General features: G+C 67.0%; 14 protein-coding genes. 9 read left to right on the top strand and 5 right to left on the bottom strand.

The genetic code is table 11. The features are described from left to right. Nucleotides 1-131 precede the first annotated feature (131 nt). Both XH93_RS28800 and galE read right to left on the bottom strand, forming a co-directional pair. Nucleotides 132-1,943 carry an ABC transporter ATP-binding protein gene (locus XH93_RS28800; protein ID WP_194470069.1) on the bottom strand — a complete coding sequence of 604 codons (1,812 nt, stop codon included), beginning with the start codon at nt 1,941-1,943 and terminating at the stop codon, nt 132-134. Nucleotides 1,944-2,041: 98 nt separating this feature from the next. Continuing rightward, complete coding sequence (galE, locus tag XH93_RS28795) at nt 2,042-3,055, bottom strand: UDP-glucose 4-epimerase GalE (protein WP_194470068.1); 1,014 nt, start codon at nt 3,053-3,055, stop codon at nt 2,042-2,044. A gap of 137 nt (nt 3,056-3,192) precedes the next feature. On the opposite strand from galE, the gene XH93_RS28790 reads away from it, so the two are divergent. Beyond that, nucleotides 3,193-4,233, top strand: a complete 1,041-nt coding sequence (locus XH93_RS28790) for a glycosyltransferase family 4 protein (protein ID WP_194475365.1) — start codon at nt 3,193-3,195, stop codon at nt 4,231-4,233. Here the strand turns inward: XH93_RS28790 and waaF are convergent. After that, nucleotides 4,215-5,279 carry a lipopolysaccharide heptosyltransferase II gene (gene waaF, locus XH93_RS28785; protein WP_194470067.1) on the bottom strand — a complete coding sequence of 355 codons (1,065 nt, stop codon included), beginning with the start codon at nt 5,277-5,279 and terminating at the stop codon, nt 4,215-4,217. The genes XH93_RS28790 and waaF overlap by 19 nt on opposite strands. Nucleotides 5,280-5,414: 135 nt before the next feature. Here waaF and rfaD point away from each other — a divergent pair, with 135 nt between their 5' ends. The 6 genes from rfaD (at nt 5,415) to XH93_RS28755 (ending at nt 13,366) form a co-directional block, all read left to right on the top strand. Further along, the gene (rfaD, locus tag XH93_RS28780; protein ID WP_194470066.1) at nt 5,415-6,395 is read left to right on the top strand and encodes an ADP-glyceromanno-heptose 6-epimerase; all 981 of its coding nucleotides are present in this window, start codon (nt 5,415-5,417) and stop codon (nt 6,393-6,395) included. An 18-nt stretch (nt 6,396-6,413) separates the two neighbouring features. Continuing rightward, complete coding sequence (gene rfaE1, locus XH93_RS28775) at nt 6,414-7,886, top strand: D-glycero-beta-D-manno-heptose-7-phosphate kinase (protein WP_194470065.1); 1,473 nt, start codon at nt 6,414-6,416, stop codon at nt 7,884-7,886. Nucleotides 7,887-7,894: 8 nt separating this feature from the next. Further along, nucleotides 7,895-9,172, top strand: coding sequence for an O-antigen ligase (locus XH93_RS28770; protein WP_194470064.1), 1,278 nt, complete (start codon nt 7,895-7,897; stop codon nt 9,170-9,172). Between the two features lie 79 nt (nt 9,173-9,251). Continuing rightward, nucleotides 9,252-11,159 (top strand): nucleoside-diphosphate sugar epimerase/dehydratase, encoded by a 1,908-nt coding sequence (locus tag XH93_RS28765; protein WP_139485158.1) that lies wholly within the window; start codon nt 9,252-9,254, stop codon nt 11,157-11,159. Nucleotides 11,160-11,204: 45 nt separating this feature from the next. Beyond that, nucleotides 11,205-12,434: a glycosyltransferase family 4 protein gene (locus XH93_RS28760; RefSeq protein ID WP_194470063.1), complete on the top strand. Its 1,230-nt coding sequence runs from the start codon at nt 11,205-11,207 to the stop codon at nt 12,432-12,434. Next, nucleotides 12,431-13,366 (top strand): NAD-dependent epimerase/dehydratase family protein, encoded by a 936-nt coding sequence (locus XH93_RS28755; RefSeq protein WP_139485160.1) that lies wholly within the window; start codon nt 12,431-12,433, stop codon nt 13,364-13,366. Before XH93_RS28760 ends, XH93_RS28755 begins: the two co-directional genes overlap by 4 nt. Before the next feature lie 25 nt (nt 13,367-13,391). Here XH93_RS28755 and XH93_RS28750 read toward each other — a convergent pair whose 3' ends face one another. Continuing rightward, the gene (locus tag XH93_RS28750; RefSeq protein ID WP_194470062.1) at nt 13,392-14,408 is read right to left on the bottom strand and encodes a glycosyl transferase; all 1,017 of its coding nucleotides are present in this window, start codon (nt 14,406-14,408) and stop codon (nt 13,392-13,394) included. An 8-nt stretch (nt 14,409-14,416) separates the two neighbouring features. Then, nucleotides 14,417-15,382, bottom strand: a complete 966-nt coding sequence (locus XH93_RS28745; RefSeq protein ID WP_194470061.1) for a lysylphosphatidylglycerol synthase transmembrane domain-containing protein — start codon at nt 15,380-15,382, stop codon at nt 14,417-14,419. Between the two features lie 329 nt (nt 15,383-15,711). Here XH93_RS28745 and XH93_RS28740 point away from each other — a divergent pair, with 329 nt between their 5' ends. Both XH93_RS28740 and XH93_RS28735 read left to right on the top strand, forming a co-directional pair. Next, on the top strand, nt 15,712-17,124 hold the full coding sequence (locus tag XH93_RS28740) for a mannose-1-phosphate guanylyltransferase/mannose-6-phosphate isomerase (protein ID WP_194470060.1): 1,413 nt from the start codon (nt 15,712-15,714) through the stop codon (nt 17,122-17,124). A gap of 595 nt (nt 17,125-17,719) precedes the next feature. After that, on the top strand, nt 17,720-18,736 hold the full coding sequence (locus XH93_RS28735; RefSeq protein WP_194470059.1) for a Gfo/Idh/MocA family protein: 1,017 nt from the start codon (nt 17,720-17,722) through the stop codon (nt 18,734-18,736). The last annotated feature ends 30 nt before the right edge of the window (nt 18,737-18,766 follow it).

The following is an 18,766-nucleotide window of genomic DNA, read 5'->3' as shown; positions in this document are numbered from 1 at the left end:
CGCAGCGCCGGGTGAGGGGTTACGGTCTCTCGTTGAAGCTGCGGCCCCTCACCCGATTTGCTGCCGCAAATCGACCTCTCCCCGACGGGGAGAGGTGGACCGAACCCGCGGTCAAACTGACTTAACCGCTTCTACGCCCGCGCGCTGATCGGCGCCAGCGCCAGCGGCGAGGGGTCGTGGTGGTGCTGCAGGCGGAAGAACGAGGCGTAGCGGCCGCCGCGGCGCAGCAGCTCGTCATGGCGTCCGCGCTCGACGATTTCGCCGCCTTCGACCACCAGGATGGCGTCGGCATGCATGATGGTGTGCAGGCGATGCGCGATCACGATCGTGGTGCGGCCCTGGCAGAGATGCTCGATCGCCTCCTGCACCTGCTTCTCCGATTCGGAGTCGAGCGCGGCGGTGGCCTCGTCGAGCAGGATGACCGGCGCGTTCTTGATCAGCGCGCGCGCCACCGCGATGCGCTGGCGCTGGCCGCCGGAGAGCTGGGTGCCGTGCTCGCCGACCGGCGTGTCGTAGCCGAGCGGGAAACTCATGATGAAGTCGTGCGCGCAGGCCGCCTTTGCGGCCTCGACGATCTCCGCCTCGGTGGCGCCGTGCTTGCCGAAGGCGATGTTGCTCCGGATCGTGTCGCGGAACAGATAGACGTCCTGGCCGACATAGGCGGTCTGCTGGCGCAGCGATTTGCGCGACACGGCCGCGATCGACTGGCCGTCGATCAGGATCTGGCCCGCCGTGGTCTCGTAGAAGCGCAGCAGCAGCGCCAGCACCGTCGACTTGCCGCCGCCGGATGGACCGACCAGCGCGGTGACCTTGCCCGGCTCGGCGACGAAGCTCATGCGGTTCAGCACCAGCTCACCGGGCCGGTAGGCGAAGCTGACGTCGCGCAATTCGATCCGCGCGTCGGAGAGCTTTAGTGCCGGCTTGTCGTCGTCGCTCTGCTCGCTGGCCGGGCTGTCGACGACCTCGAGCAGCATCCGCGCGCCGACCAGCTGGCTGTTGAGGTCGATGTTGAGCCGCGCCAGCCGCTTTGCCGGCTCGGTCGCCATCAGGAACGCGGTCAGGAACGAGAAGAACTGGCCCGGGGTGGCGCCGAGCGCCACCACGCTGTAGCCGCCATAGAGCAGGCAGCCGGCCACCGCGAAGCCGCCGAGCATCTCCATCAGCGGATTGGAGCGGTTGGCGATCCGCGCCATCTTGTTGGCGTTCTGCTCGACGGTCGCGATGTTCTGGTCGATGCGCGCCTGCATCGTGCCTTCCAGCGTGAACGCCTTCACGGTGCGGATGCCCTGCAGCGATTCCTGCATCGTCTCCAGAATATCGGCGGTGCCGGTGAACTGGTTGTAGGCGAGACCCTTGATGCGCTTCACCAGCTTGCGCAGCACCAGCATCGCCGGCGGCACTGCGACGAGGCCGATGAACGACATCAGCGGATCCTGCCACACCATCACCGCGACCATGGCGATCAGCATCAGGAAGTCGCGGCCGATCGCGTTGACCAGCATGTTGAGCACGTCGGTGATCGACTTGGCGCCGGCGGTCAGCCGCGCCAGGAATTCCGAGGAATGCCGCTCGGAGAAGAAGCCGATGCTCTCGCTCATCAGCTTGGCGAACAGCTGGCGCTGGTTGTTGGCGAGGATGGCGTTGGAGATCTTGTTGAGGATCACCATGTGGCCGTAGGTCGCCACACCCTTGATGAACAGCAACACGCAGGTGACGCCGGCAAACATCGCGATGCCGGGGATGTTCTTGTCGACATAGGCCTGGTTGATGACCTGGCCGAGCACATAGGTTGCGGCCGCCGTGGACCCTGCGGCGAGCGCCATCAGGCCGAACGCCATCAGATAGCGCCGCCAGAAGGTGATCCCCTGTTCCATGACCAGACGGCGGATCAGGATCGCCGCGCCATAGGGATCGTCGGTGATTTTCTTTGGAAACTGAGCCATTCGCGTTCCATTGACGGGCGGCTTCTGCCGGCCGTCAGGGTTGCGGAGACTCCTTGCCCGCTTGGCGGGGCTTTTTCAAGTCCAATAAATGCTTGATTTCAGGCCGATTCCGCCTGCCGCGGCAGGCCGCCGCGCTCCCGGAACAGCTTCTCCTCCCAGGCCAGCGCATGGCTTGCGATGGTCTCGAGATCATCGAAGCGCGGCGTCCAGTCGAGCAGCGAGCGCAGCCGGCCGGTGTCGGCGACCATCGCCGTGATGTCGCCGGGCCGCCGCGCCGCATAGGCGACGGCGAAATTGCGCATCGAGATCCGGCGCACCGCCTCGATGGTTTCGAGCACGGAATAGCCGCGGCCATAGCCGCAGTTCAGCGTCACCGATTGGCCGCCGCCGCGCAAGTAAGACAGCGCCGAGCGATGCGCCTCGACGAGGTCGCTGACATGAATGAAGTCTCTGACGCAGCTGCCGTCCGGCGTCGGATAGTCGGTGCCGAACACGTCGATCTTGGCGCGCTGGCCGGTCGCGGCCTCGACCGCAATTTTGAGCAGATGGGTGGCGCCGACGGTGGCAAGGCCGCAGCGTCCCTTGGGGTCGGCGCCGGCGACGTTGAAGTAGCGCAGCACGACATAGCCCATGCCGTGCGCCGAGGCGACATCGTGCAGCATGATTTCGGTCATCAGCTTCGACGAACCGTAGGGCGACAGGGGGCGCGTCGGCGCGATCTCGGGCACCGGAACCTGGTCCGGATTGCCGTAGACCGCGGCGGTCGAGGAGAAGATGAAGCGGCTGACGCCGCCCTTCACCGCGGCGTTGAGCAGGCTGCGCGTCGTCATGGTGTTGTTGCGGTAATAGCCGAGCGGATCGCGCATCGAGTCCGGCACCACCACCGAGCCGGCGAAATGGATGATGCTGTCGATCTGGTGCTGCGCGATCACGCCCTCGACCAGGTTCTCGTCGCCGGCGTCGCCGATGAACAGCGGCACGCTCTCGGGCAAGAACGCCGAGAAACCGGTGGAGAGATTGTCGATCACGACGACGCTCTCGCCGGCATCGGCCAGCGCGTGAACCATGTGACTTCCGATATAGCCGGCACCGCCGGTCACGAGCACCGTCATGGCTAGAGCTCTCCAGATAGCTTTGGCCGGCGATGCTAGCGGTAGCGGGATGAAGAGGGGGTTTCGCCGCGGCCGAACTGGCCGCTATGCTTAATGTTGCGTATAGGAACTGGCGCGAAACGGAGACTTGCGTGCCGATCGAGAACATGCCCGCCGGCGAGCTCGCGCTCATCGTGCCGAATTTGCACAGGCGCTATTCAGGCGTCACCGCGACCAACCGCATGGTCGCGCCGAAGCTCGCAAACATGTTTCGCGCCGCCTGGCTCGGTCCGCACCGGCCCGACGGCATCGCCGCGCTGGGCTTCTTCGATCTGATGCGGCTGTGGCGGCGCGCGACGCCAATCATCTGGCACGCGCGGCGCAATGACGAGATGATCGCGGGGCTGCTGCTGCGCGCACTCGGCTGGCCGCTCAAGCTTCTCTTCACCTCGGCGGCGCAGCGGCATCACACCTGGCTGACGCGCTGGCTGATCAGCAAGATGGACGCGATCATCGCGACCAGCCCGCTGTCGGCGTCATACCTGAAGCGCGAGGCGACGGTGGTGATGCATGGCGTCGATACCGACCGCTATGCGCCGCCGGCCGATCGCGCGGCGGCGTTTGCCGAAAGCGGATTGCCGGGCCGCTATGCGATCGGATGCTTCGGCCGGGTGCGTGCGCAGAAGGGCAGCGACGTCTTCGTCGAGGCGATGTGCCGGCTGCTGCCGCGCTATCCCGATTTCACCGCGGTGATCGTCGGCGCGGTGGTGCCGGAGCAGCAGGGCTTTGCCAACGAGCTGAAGCGGCGCATCGAGGCCGCCGGCCTGCAGTCGCGCATCATCATCACCGGCGAGCTTGCGATCGACGATGTCGTGCGCTGGTACCAGCGGCTCGCGATCTACGCCTTCACCTCGCGCAACGAGGGATTTGGCCTGACCCTGATCGAGGCGATGGCGGCGGGCGCGGCGCTGGTTGCCGCGCGCGCGGGCGCAGCCGAGTTTGTCGTCGAGGACGGCGTCACCGGCGTGCTGATCCCGCCCGGCGACACTGATGCGCTGGTGGCGGCGCTGGAACCGCTGCTGCGTGATCCGGCGGCGGCTGCCGCGATGGGTGCGCGGGCGCGGCAGCAAGTTGTGGATAAGTTCAGCCTCGATGCCGAGGCCAACGCGATTGCCGCGGTCTACCGCACGCTGATCTGAGCCAGCACGCGCTCGGCGACGTCGACGACTTCGTCGGCGGCGATGTCGCGCATGCAGCGATGGTCGTTCATGGTGCAGACCGTGCGCTGGCACGGCTGGCAGGGCAGCTTGCTCTTGCTCTGCCGCACCGTCGCGGCGAGGCCGTTGAGCGGGGCCCAGAGATAGGGATCGGTCGGGCCGAATATGCCCATGGTCGGCGTGCCGATCGCAGCCGCGATGTGCATCAGCCCGGAATCGTTGGAGATGCCGACGCTGGCCGCGGCCATCGCCAGAATGCCGTTGCGCAGGTCGGTGCCGGTGAGGTCGCGGACCCTTGGCCCACCCGTGGCCGTGATCTGCTGCGCCGCCGCCTTTTCCGCGGGGCCGCCGACCACCCAGACGTCAAAGCCGCGTTCGGCGAACAGCCGTGCCGCCTCCGGGTAATAGGTCCAGCGTTTCGATTCGCCCACCGAGCCCGGCCCGAGCGCAATCGCGGGGCCACTGCCCAACCCGTTGGCCTGCCGCCATCGCCCGATCTCCTCAGTGGGAACCCGCAGCTGCGGCACCGGCCATTCGGCGGGGCGCGCCGCGCCCGCGGGTAGCGCCAGCACGGCGTTCTTGTCGATGAAGCGCGGCAACTGCCGTTCGCCCCAGCGCATTGCGTTGATCATGCCGAATCGGGCCTCGCCGAAAAAGCCGACCCGCTCCGGGATGCCGGCCAGCACCGGCGCGATGGCGGCCTTCCAGGTCCGCGGCAGCACCAGGGCGGTGGCGTAGTTCCGCGCCTTGAGCTCGGCCGCCAGCGCCCACTGCCGGCCGAGCGCCAGCCGGCTGCGCGGCAGGTCGGACACAATACCGGCGCGAACGCCCGGCATGTAATCCACAAGCGGGGCGCATTGGCGGGTGACCAGAAGGTCGACCGGCCGGTTCGGCCAGCGCTTCTTCAGCACCCGGACCACGGTGTGGCCGCGTACGAAGTCGCCGATCCAGACATAGGGAACCACCAGGATCGGGCTCGTATCCGCGCTATCCTGGGTCTCGATCCCTAATACTGAATCAACGTTCATATCTAAATGAGCCGGGCACGGTCGGTTGCGGCCCCGTCGGTAAACGGTTCGTGGGAATAGGTAAAGCCGTCGTTGCCTGCGGCACGGGAGTGGGGCAAAGCTGGCGTCGCACTGGGGCTTAGATAAGGTTTCGCAATGTTTCTGGTAACCGGGGGTGCCGGTTTTATCGGGTCGAACGTCGTGGCCGCGTTGAACGACGCCGGTCACAGCGACGTCGTGGTCTCCGATATCCTTGGCAGCGAAGGCAAGTGGCGGAACCTGGCCAAGCGCCAGCTCGCCGATGTCGTGCCGCCGGCCGAGCTCGGCGACTGGCTGAAGGGACGGCGCCTGGAGGCGGTCATTCACCTCGGCGCCATCTCGGAGACCACCGCGACCGACGGCGACCTCGTGATCGAGACCAATTTCCGCCTGTCGCTGCGGCTGCTCGACTGGTGCACGGCCAACACCACGCGGTTCATCTATGCCTCGTCGGCGGCGACCTATGGTGACGGCGAGGCGGGCTTTGACGACGATGCGTCGGTCGCGGCGCTGAAGCGGTTGCGGCCGATGAACCTGTACGGCTGGAGCAAGCAGCTGTTCGATCTCGCGGTTGCCGAGCGCGTGACGCGCGGCGACCGGCTGCCGCCGCAATGGGCGGGGCTGAAATTCTTCAACGTGTTCGGCCCGAACGAGTATCACAAGGGGACAATGATGAGCGTGCTCGCGCGCCGCTTCGACGACATCAGGTCGGCTCGCGCCGTGCAGCTGTTCAAGTCGCATCGCGAGGGCATCGCCGACGGCGATCAGCGCCGCGATTTCATCTATGTCGATGACGTCGTGCGCGTGATGATGTGGCTGCTGGCGACGCCGCAAGTCAGCGGGCTGTTCAATGTCGGGACCGGCACCGCGCGCAGCTTCAAGGATTTGATCGTCTCGGCCTATGCCGCGCTCGGCCTGCCGCCGAATATCCACTATGTCGAGATGCCCGAGCAGATTCGCGGCAGCTACCAGTATTTTACCCAGAGCGTGGTCGATCGTCTCGGGCGAGCCGGATACAATGGCGGCTTTACTCCATTGGAAGACGCGGTCGGGGCCTATGTGAAGGGCTTCCTCAACCGCGCCGATCGCTATCGCTGATGCGGGTTATGGGCACAGATGTTCGATTTTGAAGCCATCTCGCAGGCGATCTCCGGCAAGACCGTGCTCTGCGTCGGCGACCTCATGCTCGACGAGTTCGTCTATGGCGAGGTGTCGCGGATCTCGCCGGAGGCGCCGGCGCCGGTGATCGCGGCCAAGCGCAGCGAGATCAATATCGGCGGCGCCGGCAACGCCGCGCGCATCGTCGCCTCGCTCGGCGGACGCTGCATCTTCGTCGGATTGATCGGCGAGGATGATGCCGCCGTGCGGCTGGAAGCCGTGCTGGCGCAGGAGAGCCGGATCGAGTGCGTCCTGGTGCGCGATGCGAGCCGGCCGACCACGCGCAAGGTGCGCTTTGTGTCCGATCATTTCTCGACCCACATGCTGCGCGCCGACTGGGAGCACGCGGCGCCCGCTTCCGGCGAGGTCGAGCAGCAGCTGATCGACGCCATCCTGCCGCAGCTTGCGCGCGCCGATATCGTGCTGCTGTCGGACTATGCCAAGGGCGTGCTGACCGCGCGGGTGATCCGCAACACCATCGATGCCGCGCGCAAGCTCGGCAAGTCTGTCATCGTCGATCCGAAGAGCCTCAACCTTGCGATCTATCGCGGCGCCACGTTGATCAAGCCGAACCGCAAGGAATTCGCCGAAGCGACCCGCAGCCGCGCCGATTCGGATGACGCGATCGCCGCCGCCGCGCAGGACGCGATGCGGCTCGCCGACTGCGCGGCCATGCTGGTGACGCAGGGCGAGCACGGCATGACGCTGGCGCTGCGCGACGGCGGCACCATCCATGTGCCGGCGCTGCCGGTGAAGGTGCGCGACGTCTCCGGCGCCGGCGACACCGTGGCGGCGATGCTGGCGCTGGCGCTGGCCGCGAAAGCCGATTGGGACGTCGCGCTCCGCCTGGCGTCGGCTGCGGCCGCGGTGACCATCGGCAAGACCGGCACCGCCATCGTCAGGCCGGATGAACTGCGCCGCAAGATCCTGCCGCATGCGTCGCTGGCGGCCGAGGACAAGATCGTCGCGGCGGGCGGCGACATCGATGCGCATCTCGCCGAATGGCGCGCGCAGAATCTGCGGATCGGCTTCACCAATGGCTGCTTCGACATCCTGCATCCCGGCCACGTCAAGGTGCTGACCGCGGCGCGCGGCGCCTGCGACCGCCTGATCGTCGGGCTGAACAGCGACGCCTCGGTGCGGCGGCTGAAGGGCGAGGGGCGTCCGGTGCAGGACGAGCGCGCCCGCGCCGAGGTGCTGGCGGCGCTGGAGGCCGTCGACCTGGTCGCGATCTTCGAGGAGGACACCCCGATCAACCTGATCACCAGGGTGCGGCCGAGCGTGCTGGTCAAGGGCGGCGACTACACCCGCGAGCAGGTGGTCGGCCACGAGATCGTCGAGGCGGCCGGCGGCGAGGTCGTGCTGGTCGACATCCTGCCCGGCCACAGCACGACGTCGCTGGTCGACCGGGCGCGCGGGGGCAAGGCGTGAGCGCGAGCATGGCCGCAACGCCCGCCGCCGCATGCCCGGCCTGGCGCGATCCGGCGCGCTGGGAGACCACCGCCGACGTGGTCGCGGTGCTGATTGCGCTGTCATTGCCGTGGTCGACCTCGCTGGTCGGCATCTTCGGCGTCGTGCTGCTGATCGCGATCGCGCCGACCCTCGACCTCAAGGCGTTCTCGACGTTGCTGAAGCGGCCGATCTGCGCGGTCCCGGTCGCGCTGTTCGCCCTCGCGCTGATCGGCACGCTGTGGTCGGACGCCGCCTGGCGGGCGCGGTTCTATGCGGTCGAGCCGACCGCGAAGCTCTTGGTGCTGCCGGTCCTGCTGTATCATTTCCAGCGCTCGAAACGCGGCACCTGGGTGTTCGCCGCGTTCCTGGTCTCCTGCACGCTGTTGATGCTGATGTCGTGGCTGGTGCTCCTGTATCCCGGCCTCTCGCTGAAGCCGCCGAACACCGCCGAGCGCGGCATCTTCGTCAAGGACCACATCAATCAGAGCCAGGAATTCACCCTGTGCGCGGTCGCGCTGGCCTATCCGATCGTCATCCTGCTGAAGTCACGGCGTTTCGTGCTGGCCGCGTTGCTGACCGCGATCGCCGTGAGCTTCTTCGCCAACATGGCGTTCGTGGTGGTGTCGCGGACCGCGCTGGTCACGGTCCCGATCATGTTCGCGGTGTTTGCGCTGCTGCATCTGCGCTGGCGCAGCATCGCATTGATCCTGTGCGCGACCGCCGCGCTCGCCGTGGTGGCGTGGCATGCCTCGCCGCAATTGCGCCGGACCGCCGATTCGTTCAACCGCGACTACCAGCTCTACATGCAGCGCAATGCCCCGACCTCGATCGGGCTGCGGCTCGAATTCTGGCGCAAGTCGCTCGGCTTCTTCGCCGAAGCGCCGCTGATCGGCCACGGCACCGGCGCCACGCGTGGCCTGTTCGAACGGGTGGCGACCGGCGGGGTGACCAAGGCCTCAGGCGAGGTGATCGGAAATCCGCACAATCAAACGTTGAATGTCGCCGTGCAGTGGGGCATCATCGGCGTGACATTGCTGTATGCGATGTGGATCCTGCACCTGCTGCTGTTCCGCGGCGGCGGGCTGGTCAACTGGATCGGGCTTCTCGTCGTGGTGCAGAATATTTTTTCATCGTTGTTTAATTCACACATCTTCGATTTCCACGAAGGCTGGATGTATGTGCTGGGCGTCGGCGTTGCCGGCGGCATAGCGCTGAAGGGGCGGTCACCGGCGAGCACGGAACCTGAACGTCCAATCAGTCCATGATCGCTGGCATGAGCCCGGCAGATACGCTATCAGCCTTCGTACTTGCAAAGTTCCCGGTTGTCGCTAACCCCGCCGCTACATGACGCGCCTCTCACAATTCACCCTGCGCAACTTCCTGATTCTGGTCCATGACGCGCTCGCGACGACGTTCGCGCTGCTGGCGAGCTTTTATCTGCGGTTCGAGGGCAGCCTGCTCGCGGAGCGCTGGCCGCAGCTGATCCACATCCTGCCCTGGTTCGTGCTGTTCAGCATCGTGGTCAGCTATTTCAGCAACCTGACCACGGCGAAATGGCGCTTCACGTCGCTGCCGGATGCGCTGAACATCCTGCGCGTCGCGGCGGTGCTGACGCTGGCGCTGGTGGTGCTGGACTATGTCTATTTCTTCACCGGCTCGCGCACCTTCGTCTTCCTCGGCCGCGTCACCATCATCCTGTTCTTCTTCCTCGAAGTGTTCGCGCTGAGCGCGCTGCGGCTGGGCTATCGCTATTTCCGCTACTCGCGCACGCGGCTGCACGCCCGCTCCGACAGTGCCGCGCCGGCGCTGCTGGTCGGGCGCGCCGCCGACGCCGAGGTCGTGCTGCGCGGCATCGAGAACGGCGCCATCAAGCGGCTGTGGCCGGTTGGCGTGCTGTCGCCGTCGCCGGCCGACCAGGGCCAGCTGATCCGCAACATTCCCGTGGTCGGCGGCGTCGATGACATCGAGGCGGTGATTCGCGATTTCGAAACCCGCCAGCGCCCGATCAAGCGCGTGGTCATGACGCCTTCGGCGTTCGAGCCGGAGGCGCACCCGGAAAGCGTGCTGATGCGCGCCAAGCGGCTCGGCATGATGGTGAGCCGGCTGCCGTCGCTGGAGAGCGGCGACGCGCCGCGGCTCACCAATGTCGCGGTCGAGGACCTCTTGCTGCGCCCGACCCAGAAGATCGACTACGCGCGGCTCGAGGCGCTGGTGAAGGGCAAGTCGGTGATCGTGACCGGCGGCGGCGGCTCGATCGGCGCGGAGATCTGCGACCGCGTCGCGACCTTCGGCGCCGCGCGCCTCCTGGTGATCGAGCATTCGGAGCCGGCGCTCTATGCCGTCACCGAGGCGCTGTCCGCCCGTGACACCGGCGCCGTGATCGAGGGCCGGATCGCCGACATCCGCGATCGCGAGCGCATCATCCGCCTGATGGGCGAGTTCAAGCCCGACATCGTATTCCATGCCGCGGCGCTGAAGCATGTGCCGATCCTGGAGCGCGACTGGAGCGAGGGCGTCAAGACCAACATCTTCGGCTCGGTGAACGTCGCCGACGCCGCGCGCGCCGCCGGCGCCAGCGCGATGGTGATGATCTCGACCGACAAGGCGATCGAGCCGGTGTCGATGCTCGGGCTGACCAAGCGGTTTGCCGAAATGTACTGCCAGGCGCTCGACCACGATCTGGCGGCAGAGGCCGGCAGCAAGCCGCATATGCGGCTGATCTCGGTGCGGTTCGGCAACGTGCTGGCGTCCAACGGCTCGGTGGTGCCGAAGTTCAAGGCCCAGATCGAGGCCGGCGGCCCGATCACGGTGACCCATCCGGACATGGTGCGCTACTTCATGACGATCCGCGAGGCCTGCGATCTCGTGATCACCGCGGCGACGCATGCGATGACGCCGGCGCGGCCCGACGTCTCGGTCTACGTGCTGAACATGGGACAGCCGGTCAAGATCGTCGACCTCGCCGAGCGGATGATCCGCCTGTCCGGCCTGCAGCCCGGCGTCGATGTCGAGGTGGTGTTCAGCGGCATCCGTCCCGGCGAGCGGCTCAACGAGATCCTGTTCGCGAGCCAGGAGCCGACCATCGAGATTGGCGTCGACGGCATGATGGCGGCGAAGCCGAACCAGCCGCCGATGTCGACCTTGCGCAAATGGCTGGCGGCGCTGCAGGAGGCGATCGAGCGCGATGACCGCGTCACGATTCGCGCCGTGCTGCAGGACGCCGTGCCCGAATTCGGCTCGAATGCCGCCTGATCGCGCCGTCGCGCGCGGCGCGGCCTGACCGTTCGAGAGCCACCGATGCGCAAGCCCCGCAAAGTCGTCGTCGTCAGCCAGCATTATCCGCCGGACCACTCGACGACCGCCGCGATCATGGCCGCGATCGCCGAGCGGATCGCCGACGATGCCGAGGTGGTGGTGGTCTCCGGCATGCCGGGCTCGGCGCAGCCGGCCGCGCCGGGACGGCCGGTCGTCGTCGAGATCAAGAACTGGCTGCCGGGTAAGGCGGCGCTGCTCAAGCGCGCGCTGGCCGAGACGCTGTTCACGGCGCGGATCTTCCTCGCGCTGCTGACCCAGCTGAAGCGTGGCGACGTGGCGCTGACGGTGACCGCGCCGTTCGTGCTGCCCTATGCGGTTGCCGCCGCGGCGCGGCTGAAGGGCGCGAAGTCGGCGCTGATCCTGCACGATCTGTTTCCCGACGTGCTGGTGATGGCCGGGCTGCTTAAGCCGTCCTCGTTCGCGGCGCGCGCGCTGCGCGCGATCAACGCGCTGATGTTCCGTGCCCTTAACGCCGTCATTGTCATCGGCCGCGACGCCGAGAAGCTGCTGCTGCGCTATGGCGGCATGACCCAGGACAAGATCAGGTTCATTCCGAACTGGACCACGCTCGCGCCCGGCTACCGTCCGGTCAGCCCGGACAATCCGTTTCGCAAGGCGATCGCCGCCCGCTTCGTCGTGGGGCTGTCGGGCAATCTCGGCTTCACCCACGATCCGGACATCGTGTTCGAGGCGGCGCGGCTGCTGCAGGGCGAACGCGATATCCATTTCCTGCTCTCGGGCTGGGGCATCGGCTTTGACCGCCTCAAGGAGATGCAGGCGGCCGCACAGCTTGCCAACGTCACGCTGGTCGAACGCGTCGCCGATGACGAGCTGGCAGCGCTGCTCTCCAGCGCCGATGTCTGGCTGATTCCCTATCGCAAGAACGTCGCCGGCGTGTCGGTGCCGAGCCGGTTCTACAATCTGCTTGCGATCGGCCGGCCGGTCATGCTGGTCTCCGAAGCGGAGGCCGAGGCCGCGCTCACGGTGAAGGAAAACCAGCTCGGCTGGGTCGTGACCCCGAGCCGGCCGGATCAACTCGCCGATGCCATCCGCCTGGCCGCCGGATCGCTGGCCTCGGAAGCGCAGAGCGCCGCGATGGCCGAGCGGGCGGTCGCGGCGGCGCGGACCTTCAGCCCCGAACGGGCGCTCGGCAGCTATGCCGCGCTGGTCGGCGAATTACTGGGCAATCGCGACGTGGAGCGGACGGCATGACGGACGGTCGACCGACGGTTCTGGTGACGGGTGCGAACGGCTTCGTCGGCCGCCACGTGGTGCCGCTGCTGGCGAGCAACGGCTGGGTGGTGCGGCGCGCGGTGCGGCATCCGCCGCGCGACGCCAACGACGTCGAGATCGGAACGCTCGGCCCCGCCACCGACTGGGGCGCCGCGCTCGACGGCGTCGACGCCGTGGTTCATCTCGCCGCGCGCGTGCATCACCAGGACGAAGAGCATGCGATCGAGCTCTACCACAACGTCAATGTCGGCGGCACGCTGCATCTGGCGCGCGGCGCGGTCGCGGCCGGCGTCAAGCATTTCATCTTCATCAGCACCATCCTGGTCCATGGCCGCAGCAACAACGGGCGCCCGCCGTTTCGCGAGGACGACGTCCTGACGCCGCGCGGCCTCTACGGGATGTCGAAGGCCGCCGCCGAAGGCGGCCTCCGCGAACTGGTGCCGGGGAGCGGCATGCGGGTTACCGTGATCCGCCCGCCCTTGATCTACGGCGCCGGCGCAAAGGGCAACTTCGCGCTGCTCGAGAAGGCGGTGAAGCGCCGCATCCCGCTGCCGCTCGCCAATATCCAGAATCGCCGTGCGTTCCTGTCGGTGCAGAACCTCGCCGCGTTCGTCCTGTTCCGGCTGACCAATCCGGGGGCGGATTTCGACGTGTTTCTGGTCGCGGATAGCGAGCAGGTGTCGACGCCGCAGTTCATCGAGCGCCTCGCCCGGGCGGCGCAGACCGCGCCGCGGCTGTTCTCGCTGCCGAAGCCGGTGCTGAGCACGCTGTTCAGGCTCAGCGGCCGCAAGGAGATCGATGACAGTCTGCTCGGCTCGCTCGAGCTTGATCTCTCGAAGGCCGCCGCGAGCGGCTGGCAGCCGCCGGTCAGCCTCGACGAAGGCCTGAAGCTCGCGCTGGACCACGGCTGATCCGCCGCGCGCGGATCGCGCTGCTTCAGGCGCCGCGCGGCCGGGAGAACCGGCGCAGCAAGGTCGCGACCGCGACGCCGCCGGCCGCCAGCAGGCCGATGTCGGCGGCGAGCGAATTCACCGCGACCGAGACGATTGCAAGCAGCGCCAGCACGAGGTTGAGCGCGAACACCTCGCCGACCACGCGCCACACCGAAAAGCCGTTGTCGGTCGCGCGCTGATAGAAGTGGGAGCGGTGCGCGGCCCAGAACGCCTCGCGCCGCGCCATGCGGCGCAGCAGCGTCACCGTCGCGTCCGCCAGATAGTACAGCGGCAGCAGCAGCGCGGCGGCGAATTGCTGATGCCATGCGAGCTCCAGCAGACACCAGCCCAGCAGCAGGCCGATCGGCAGGCTGCCGACATCGCCGAGGAAGATCTTTGCGACCGGCCGGTTGAACGGGACGAAGCCGAGCAGCGCTCCGCCGAGCGCGGCGGCGACCAGCGTCGCCGCCGGCGGGACATGGCCGAAGCTACCGAGCAGGGCGACCGCGGCCGCGATCGGCACCGCCTCCGATACCGTCATCAGGTCGAGCCCGTCCATGAAGTTGACGAGGTTCACGAACCACAATCCGGCAATCAGCAGCAGCCCGCGTTCGAGCCAGAGCGGGCAGGCCTGAACGATCTTGAGATCAAGAGGCGCGGCAAACACCACGGCGGCGACGGCGGCGGCCTGCAGCAGCAGCCGCGGCGCGACCGGCAGCGGACGGACGTCGTCGACGAATCCGACCAGCGCGATGAACAGGGTGGCCGCGAACACGGTGATGGGGACGGTCAGGTTCGGCGATCCGGCCATCACGATCACGATGCCGGCGGCGAGCAGCGTTGCCGCGGTCACCGCGATGCCGCCGCCTTGCGGCGTCGGCACCTTGTGCGACGAGCGCGCATTGGGCTTGGCCAGCGCCACGCGCAGCAGCATCGGCCGCGTCGCCTGGATCAGGATCGCCGAGATCGTTGCGGCCAGCGCCGCTGCAACCAACGACAGGAGGATTTCGAAACTGCTCATCTGCTCGGCTACTGGGATGCGGGGACTTCGATCGGGGCGGTGCCCTTGGCGGCCTTTTCCGGACTCAGGATCCACACCAGGCCGCCGAACACGCCGACCACGAACGTCACCGCGCCGAACAAAAGCGAGATGTTGACGCCTTCGTTGGCGACCAGTCCGGCGTAGCCGAAGGCCAGCGCCATGGTGGCTTCGCGCACGCCCCAGCCCGCGATCGAGATCGGCATCATCGTGATCAGCATCACCGGCGGCAGCAGCTGGAAGATCTGGCCAAAGGTGACCGGAGCCGCGATCGCCTGCACCACGCACCAGGCGGTCACGACGGTCACCACGTGAATCAGCACCGACAGCACCGCGACCTTCAGGCCATGCGCGCGGCTGAACAACACCCGGTTGGCAATCACGGCGCAGGCATGGATGTGATGCGTCGCCCACCACTGTCTCAGCCAGGGCCACGGCAGCACGCCGATCAGCAGGAAGCCGAATCCGGCGCCGAGCGCGGCGAGATCCAGCAGCAGCAATGCGGTCCAGCCATTGGCGTCGGAAATCAGCCGGTAGCTCCACGGCAGCGTCGCGGCGATGACGACGGCAAGCGCGATCAGCCCGACCGCGCGATCGACGAAGATCGAGTAGGTCGCCGCGCGCCAGCCGGCGCCGCCGCGCGCCACCAGCCACAGCCGCACCGCGTCGCCGCCGATCGAGGACGGCAGGGTCTGGTTGAAGAACGCGCCGATCAAATTGTAGCGCATCGCCTGCCGGGTCTGCAGCGGCGCGCCGCACTCCGTGCCGATCTCGCGCCAGCGCAACACCCCGAGGAAGATCTGCAGGAAGGTGACCGCCATCGCCAGCCCCAGCCAGCCGAGGCTGCCGATCTGGATGCGGGAGGCGAGATCATGCAGGTCGACCTTGCGCAGCGAGAAATACAGCAGCGCAGCCGAGATCAGGATCTTGGAGGTGGAAAGCAGGATTCGGCGCATTTCGCCCGCGCTGGCCCGGTTCAGAATGTGTCAAAAACAGCGCAAAACGCCTTCGCGCGCCCAAATTCGCCGCCTTGGTATGGTTTCCGCAACGATCTGGCAATAGCCGTCCGGTCCCTATTGCGGCCGGCGCGACGGGGCGGTTAAAGAGGCCGGAACGGGGGGAACGCCTGTCATAAACCGGGGGGTTACAATACCGGAATAATCCGGGCCCGGACGCGCGGCTTGGCGTGATACTGCTTGGGGAACGGCTTCCCGAGCAACGATCGCGACGGCCTTCGCGCAATTTTGATGTGCCAGCCGCTGATACGACAGGACGTGAGGCATCGATGGACGGACGAATTATCCCCTTGATCATGTGCGGCGGCGCGGGCACGCGGCTGTGGCCGGCCTCGCGCGAGGTGCACCCGAAGCAGTTCCTGTCGCTGTTCGGGGCGCGCTCGACCTTTCAGGAGACGCTGCTGCGGGTCTCCGACGCCACCCTGTTCGACCGTCCCATCGTGATCACCAACGAGGCCTATCGCTTCATGGTGCTGGAGCAGCTCGCCGAGATCGGCCGCGAGGCCGACGTGCTCTTGGAGCCGATGCGCCGCGACTCCGGTCCGGCGATCGCCGCCGGCGCCGCCTTCGCGCAAACGCGCGACGCTGATGCAATCGTGCTGGCGCTCGCCGCCGATCATCTGGTGCGCGACACGCCGGCCTTCGTCGCCGCCTGCCGCGAGGGGCTGGCCGCGGCGGAGCGCGGCCGCATCGTCACCTTCGGCGTCAGGCCGGAACGGCCCGCCACCGAATACGGCTACATCAACCCGGGCGAGACCGTCGCCGGCGAGGTGAGGGCGGTGGCCAAATTCGTCGAGAAGCCGGATGCCGCGACCGCGGCCGGCTATATCGATGCCGGCTATCTCTGGAACAGCGGCAACTTCATGTTCCGCGCCGCGGTGCTGCTCGATGAATACCGCAATGTCGATGCCGACAGCGTCGCCACCGTCGAGACCTCGGTTGCCAACGCCGAGCGCGATCTCGGCTTCGTCAAGCTCGATACGCCGTCCTTTGCCGCGGCGAAGGCGATCTCGATCGACTATGCGGTGATGGAGAAGACCGCGCGTGCGGCGGTGGTGCCGGTGGCCTGCGGCTGGTCCGACATCGGCTCGTGGCGGCAGGTCTGGGAGCTCTCCGAGAAGGACAGCCAGGGCAACGCCTCGCGCGGCATGGCGGTGTTCGAGGATTCCCGCAACTGCAACGTCACCACCGACCGCGCGCTGGTCGCGCTCGAAGGCGTCGACGATCTCGTCGTGATCGCGACCCAGGACGCGGTGCTGGTGTCGCGGCAGCAGGACGCCAATGGACTGAAGCGGCTGGTCGCCAAACTGAAGGTGACGGCGCCCGAGGTGACCGAGAGCCACATCAAGGTGCATCGTCCCTGGGGCTCCTACCAGTCGGTCGACAATGGCGACCGCCACCAGGTCAAGCGCATCGTCGTCAAGCCGGGCGGACGGCTGTCATTGCAGAAGCATCATCACCGCTCCGAGCACTGGATCGTGGTGCGCGGCACCGCGCAGGTCACCGTCAACGAATTGATCAAGACGGTGCACGAGAACGAGTCGATCTACATCCCGATCGGCGCGGTGCACCGGCTGGAGAACCCGGGCAAGATCCAGCTCGAGCTGATCGAGGTGCAGACCGGCAGCTACTTCGGCGAGGACGACATCATCCGCATCGAGGATGATTACCAGCGTACCTGAGAGATTGTGAAGCTTTGTCCTCATCTACGCTGTCATCGCCCGGCTTGACCGGGCGATCCAGTACGCCGCGGCCTCTCGCTTCTATCACCGGCGTCTCTGGAATACTGGATCACCCGGTCAAGCCGGGTGATGACACCGAGCAAGCTAAGCAAACCAACACTGTCACCGTTGAGGTGCGCGGCCTCCCAGTGCCCGTCGTCCCGCTTGTGAGCCAAACGAGCGGGTTGCTTCGCGGTCGTTTCGCGCAAAAGCGACGGCCGCCATGTTGACGCAATCTTTCCCGTAAACCTTTCTCGAGCTGGGCTCCCATGCTCAAAAATGAGTCATCGGACGATGTAACTCTTTGAATCAAAACGTGTCCGGATATCGTCCTTGGCATTCGCCACATTTGTGGCGCCGTGCTATAGCGGCTGCCAACGAAGCGGGTCGTGGTTCGCGCCACAGCGCAAACGGGGGTAACCTTCGCGCTGATTCCCCGAGGGAAGGCCGGGGGTGGGCTTCCTGAGCAGCCGGGACAACCGCCAAAACTTCAAAAACGTCGCTTCAAAAACGTCACTGAAAAACGTCACTGAATACGTCACTTGGGGTCAATGAAATGAACGCAAAAGTGTCCGCATCGGGCGCGAAGGCCGACATCCAGCGCGCGTTGCGCGTCGGCGTGATCGGGGCCGGCGTGATGGGCAGCAACCATGCCCGCGTGCTGGCCGGACTGCCCGGTGTGGTGCTGGTCGGCATCGTCGATCCGCTGCCGGAACATCGCACGCGCGCCACCGAGCTGGTCGGCTGCCGCGCCTTCGAGAGCCTCGACGAGCTGCTCGGCGAGGGCGTCGATGCGGTGACGATCGCAGCTCCCACCCATCTGCATCACGAGATCGCGCTGACCTGCATCGCGCGCAACATCCACATCCTGGTCGAGAAGCCGGTCGCCTCGACCGTCGAGGAGGGCCGCGAGATCGTCGAGGCGGCTCTGCGCGCCGGCGTGACGCTGATGGTCGGCCATGTCGAGCGCTTCAACCCGGCGGTCGCCGCGATCAAGCAGGCGATCTCGGGCGAGGACATCCTGTCGATCGGCATCACCCGCGTCGGCCCGTTCCCGCCGCGAATGTCCAATGTCGGCGTCGTGATCGACCTCGCCGTGCACGACATCGACCTGATCCGCTGGTTCACCGAGTCGGACATCGTCGAGGTGCAGCCGCAGCTGTCGAGCGCGGTGGCCGAGCGCGAGGACATCGCGCTGCTGCAGTTCCGCACCGCCTCCGGCGTGCTCGCCCACATCAACACCAACTGGCTGACGCCGTTCAAGGCGCGCAGCGTGACGGTGGCGACCCGCGGCAAATATGTCATGGGCGATCTCTTGACCCGCCAGGTCACCGAATGCTTCGGCTTCAAGCCGGACGGCAGCTATTCGATGCGTCATCTGCCGGTCGGTCACGACGAGCCGCTGCGCGCCGAACTGATCGCATTCCTCGATGCCGTGCGCACCGGCAAGCTGCCGGCAGTGTCCGGCGACGAGGGCGTGGCGAGCCTCGAGATCGCGATCCGCTGCCTGGAATCGCCCGCCCGGCCCGCCGCCTCGACGGCACGCAAGGGACCGCGCCGTGTAGTCGGCTGACGTGTCTCATCTCCATTTCACGTGCGAAGA

The organism is Bradyrhizobium sp. CCBAU 51753 (genome assembly GCF_015291565.1).
In the GTDB taxonomy this organism is placed as follows: Bacteria; Pseudomonadota; Alphaproteobacteria; order Rhizobiales; family Xanthobacteraceae; genus Bradyrhizobium; species Bradyrhizobium ivorense.
Note: the sequence above shows the minus strand (reverse complement) of the source record. Positions and strands in the feature narration are given on the sequence as shown.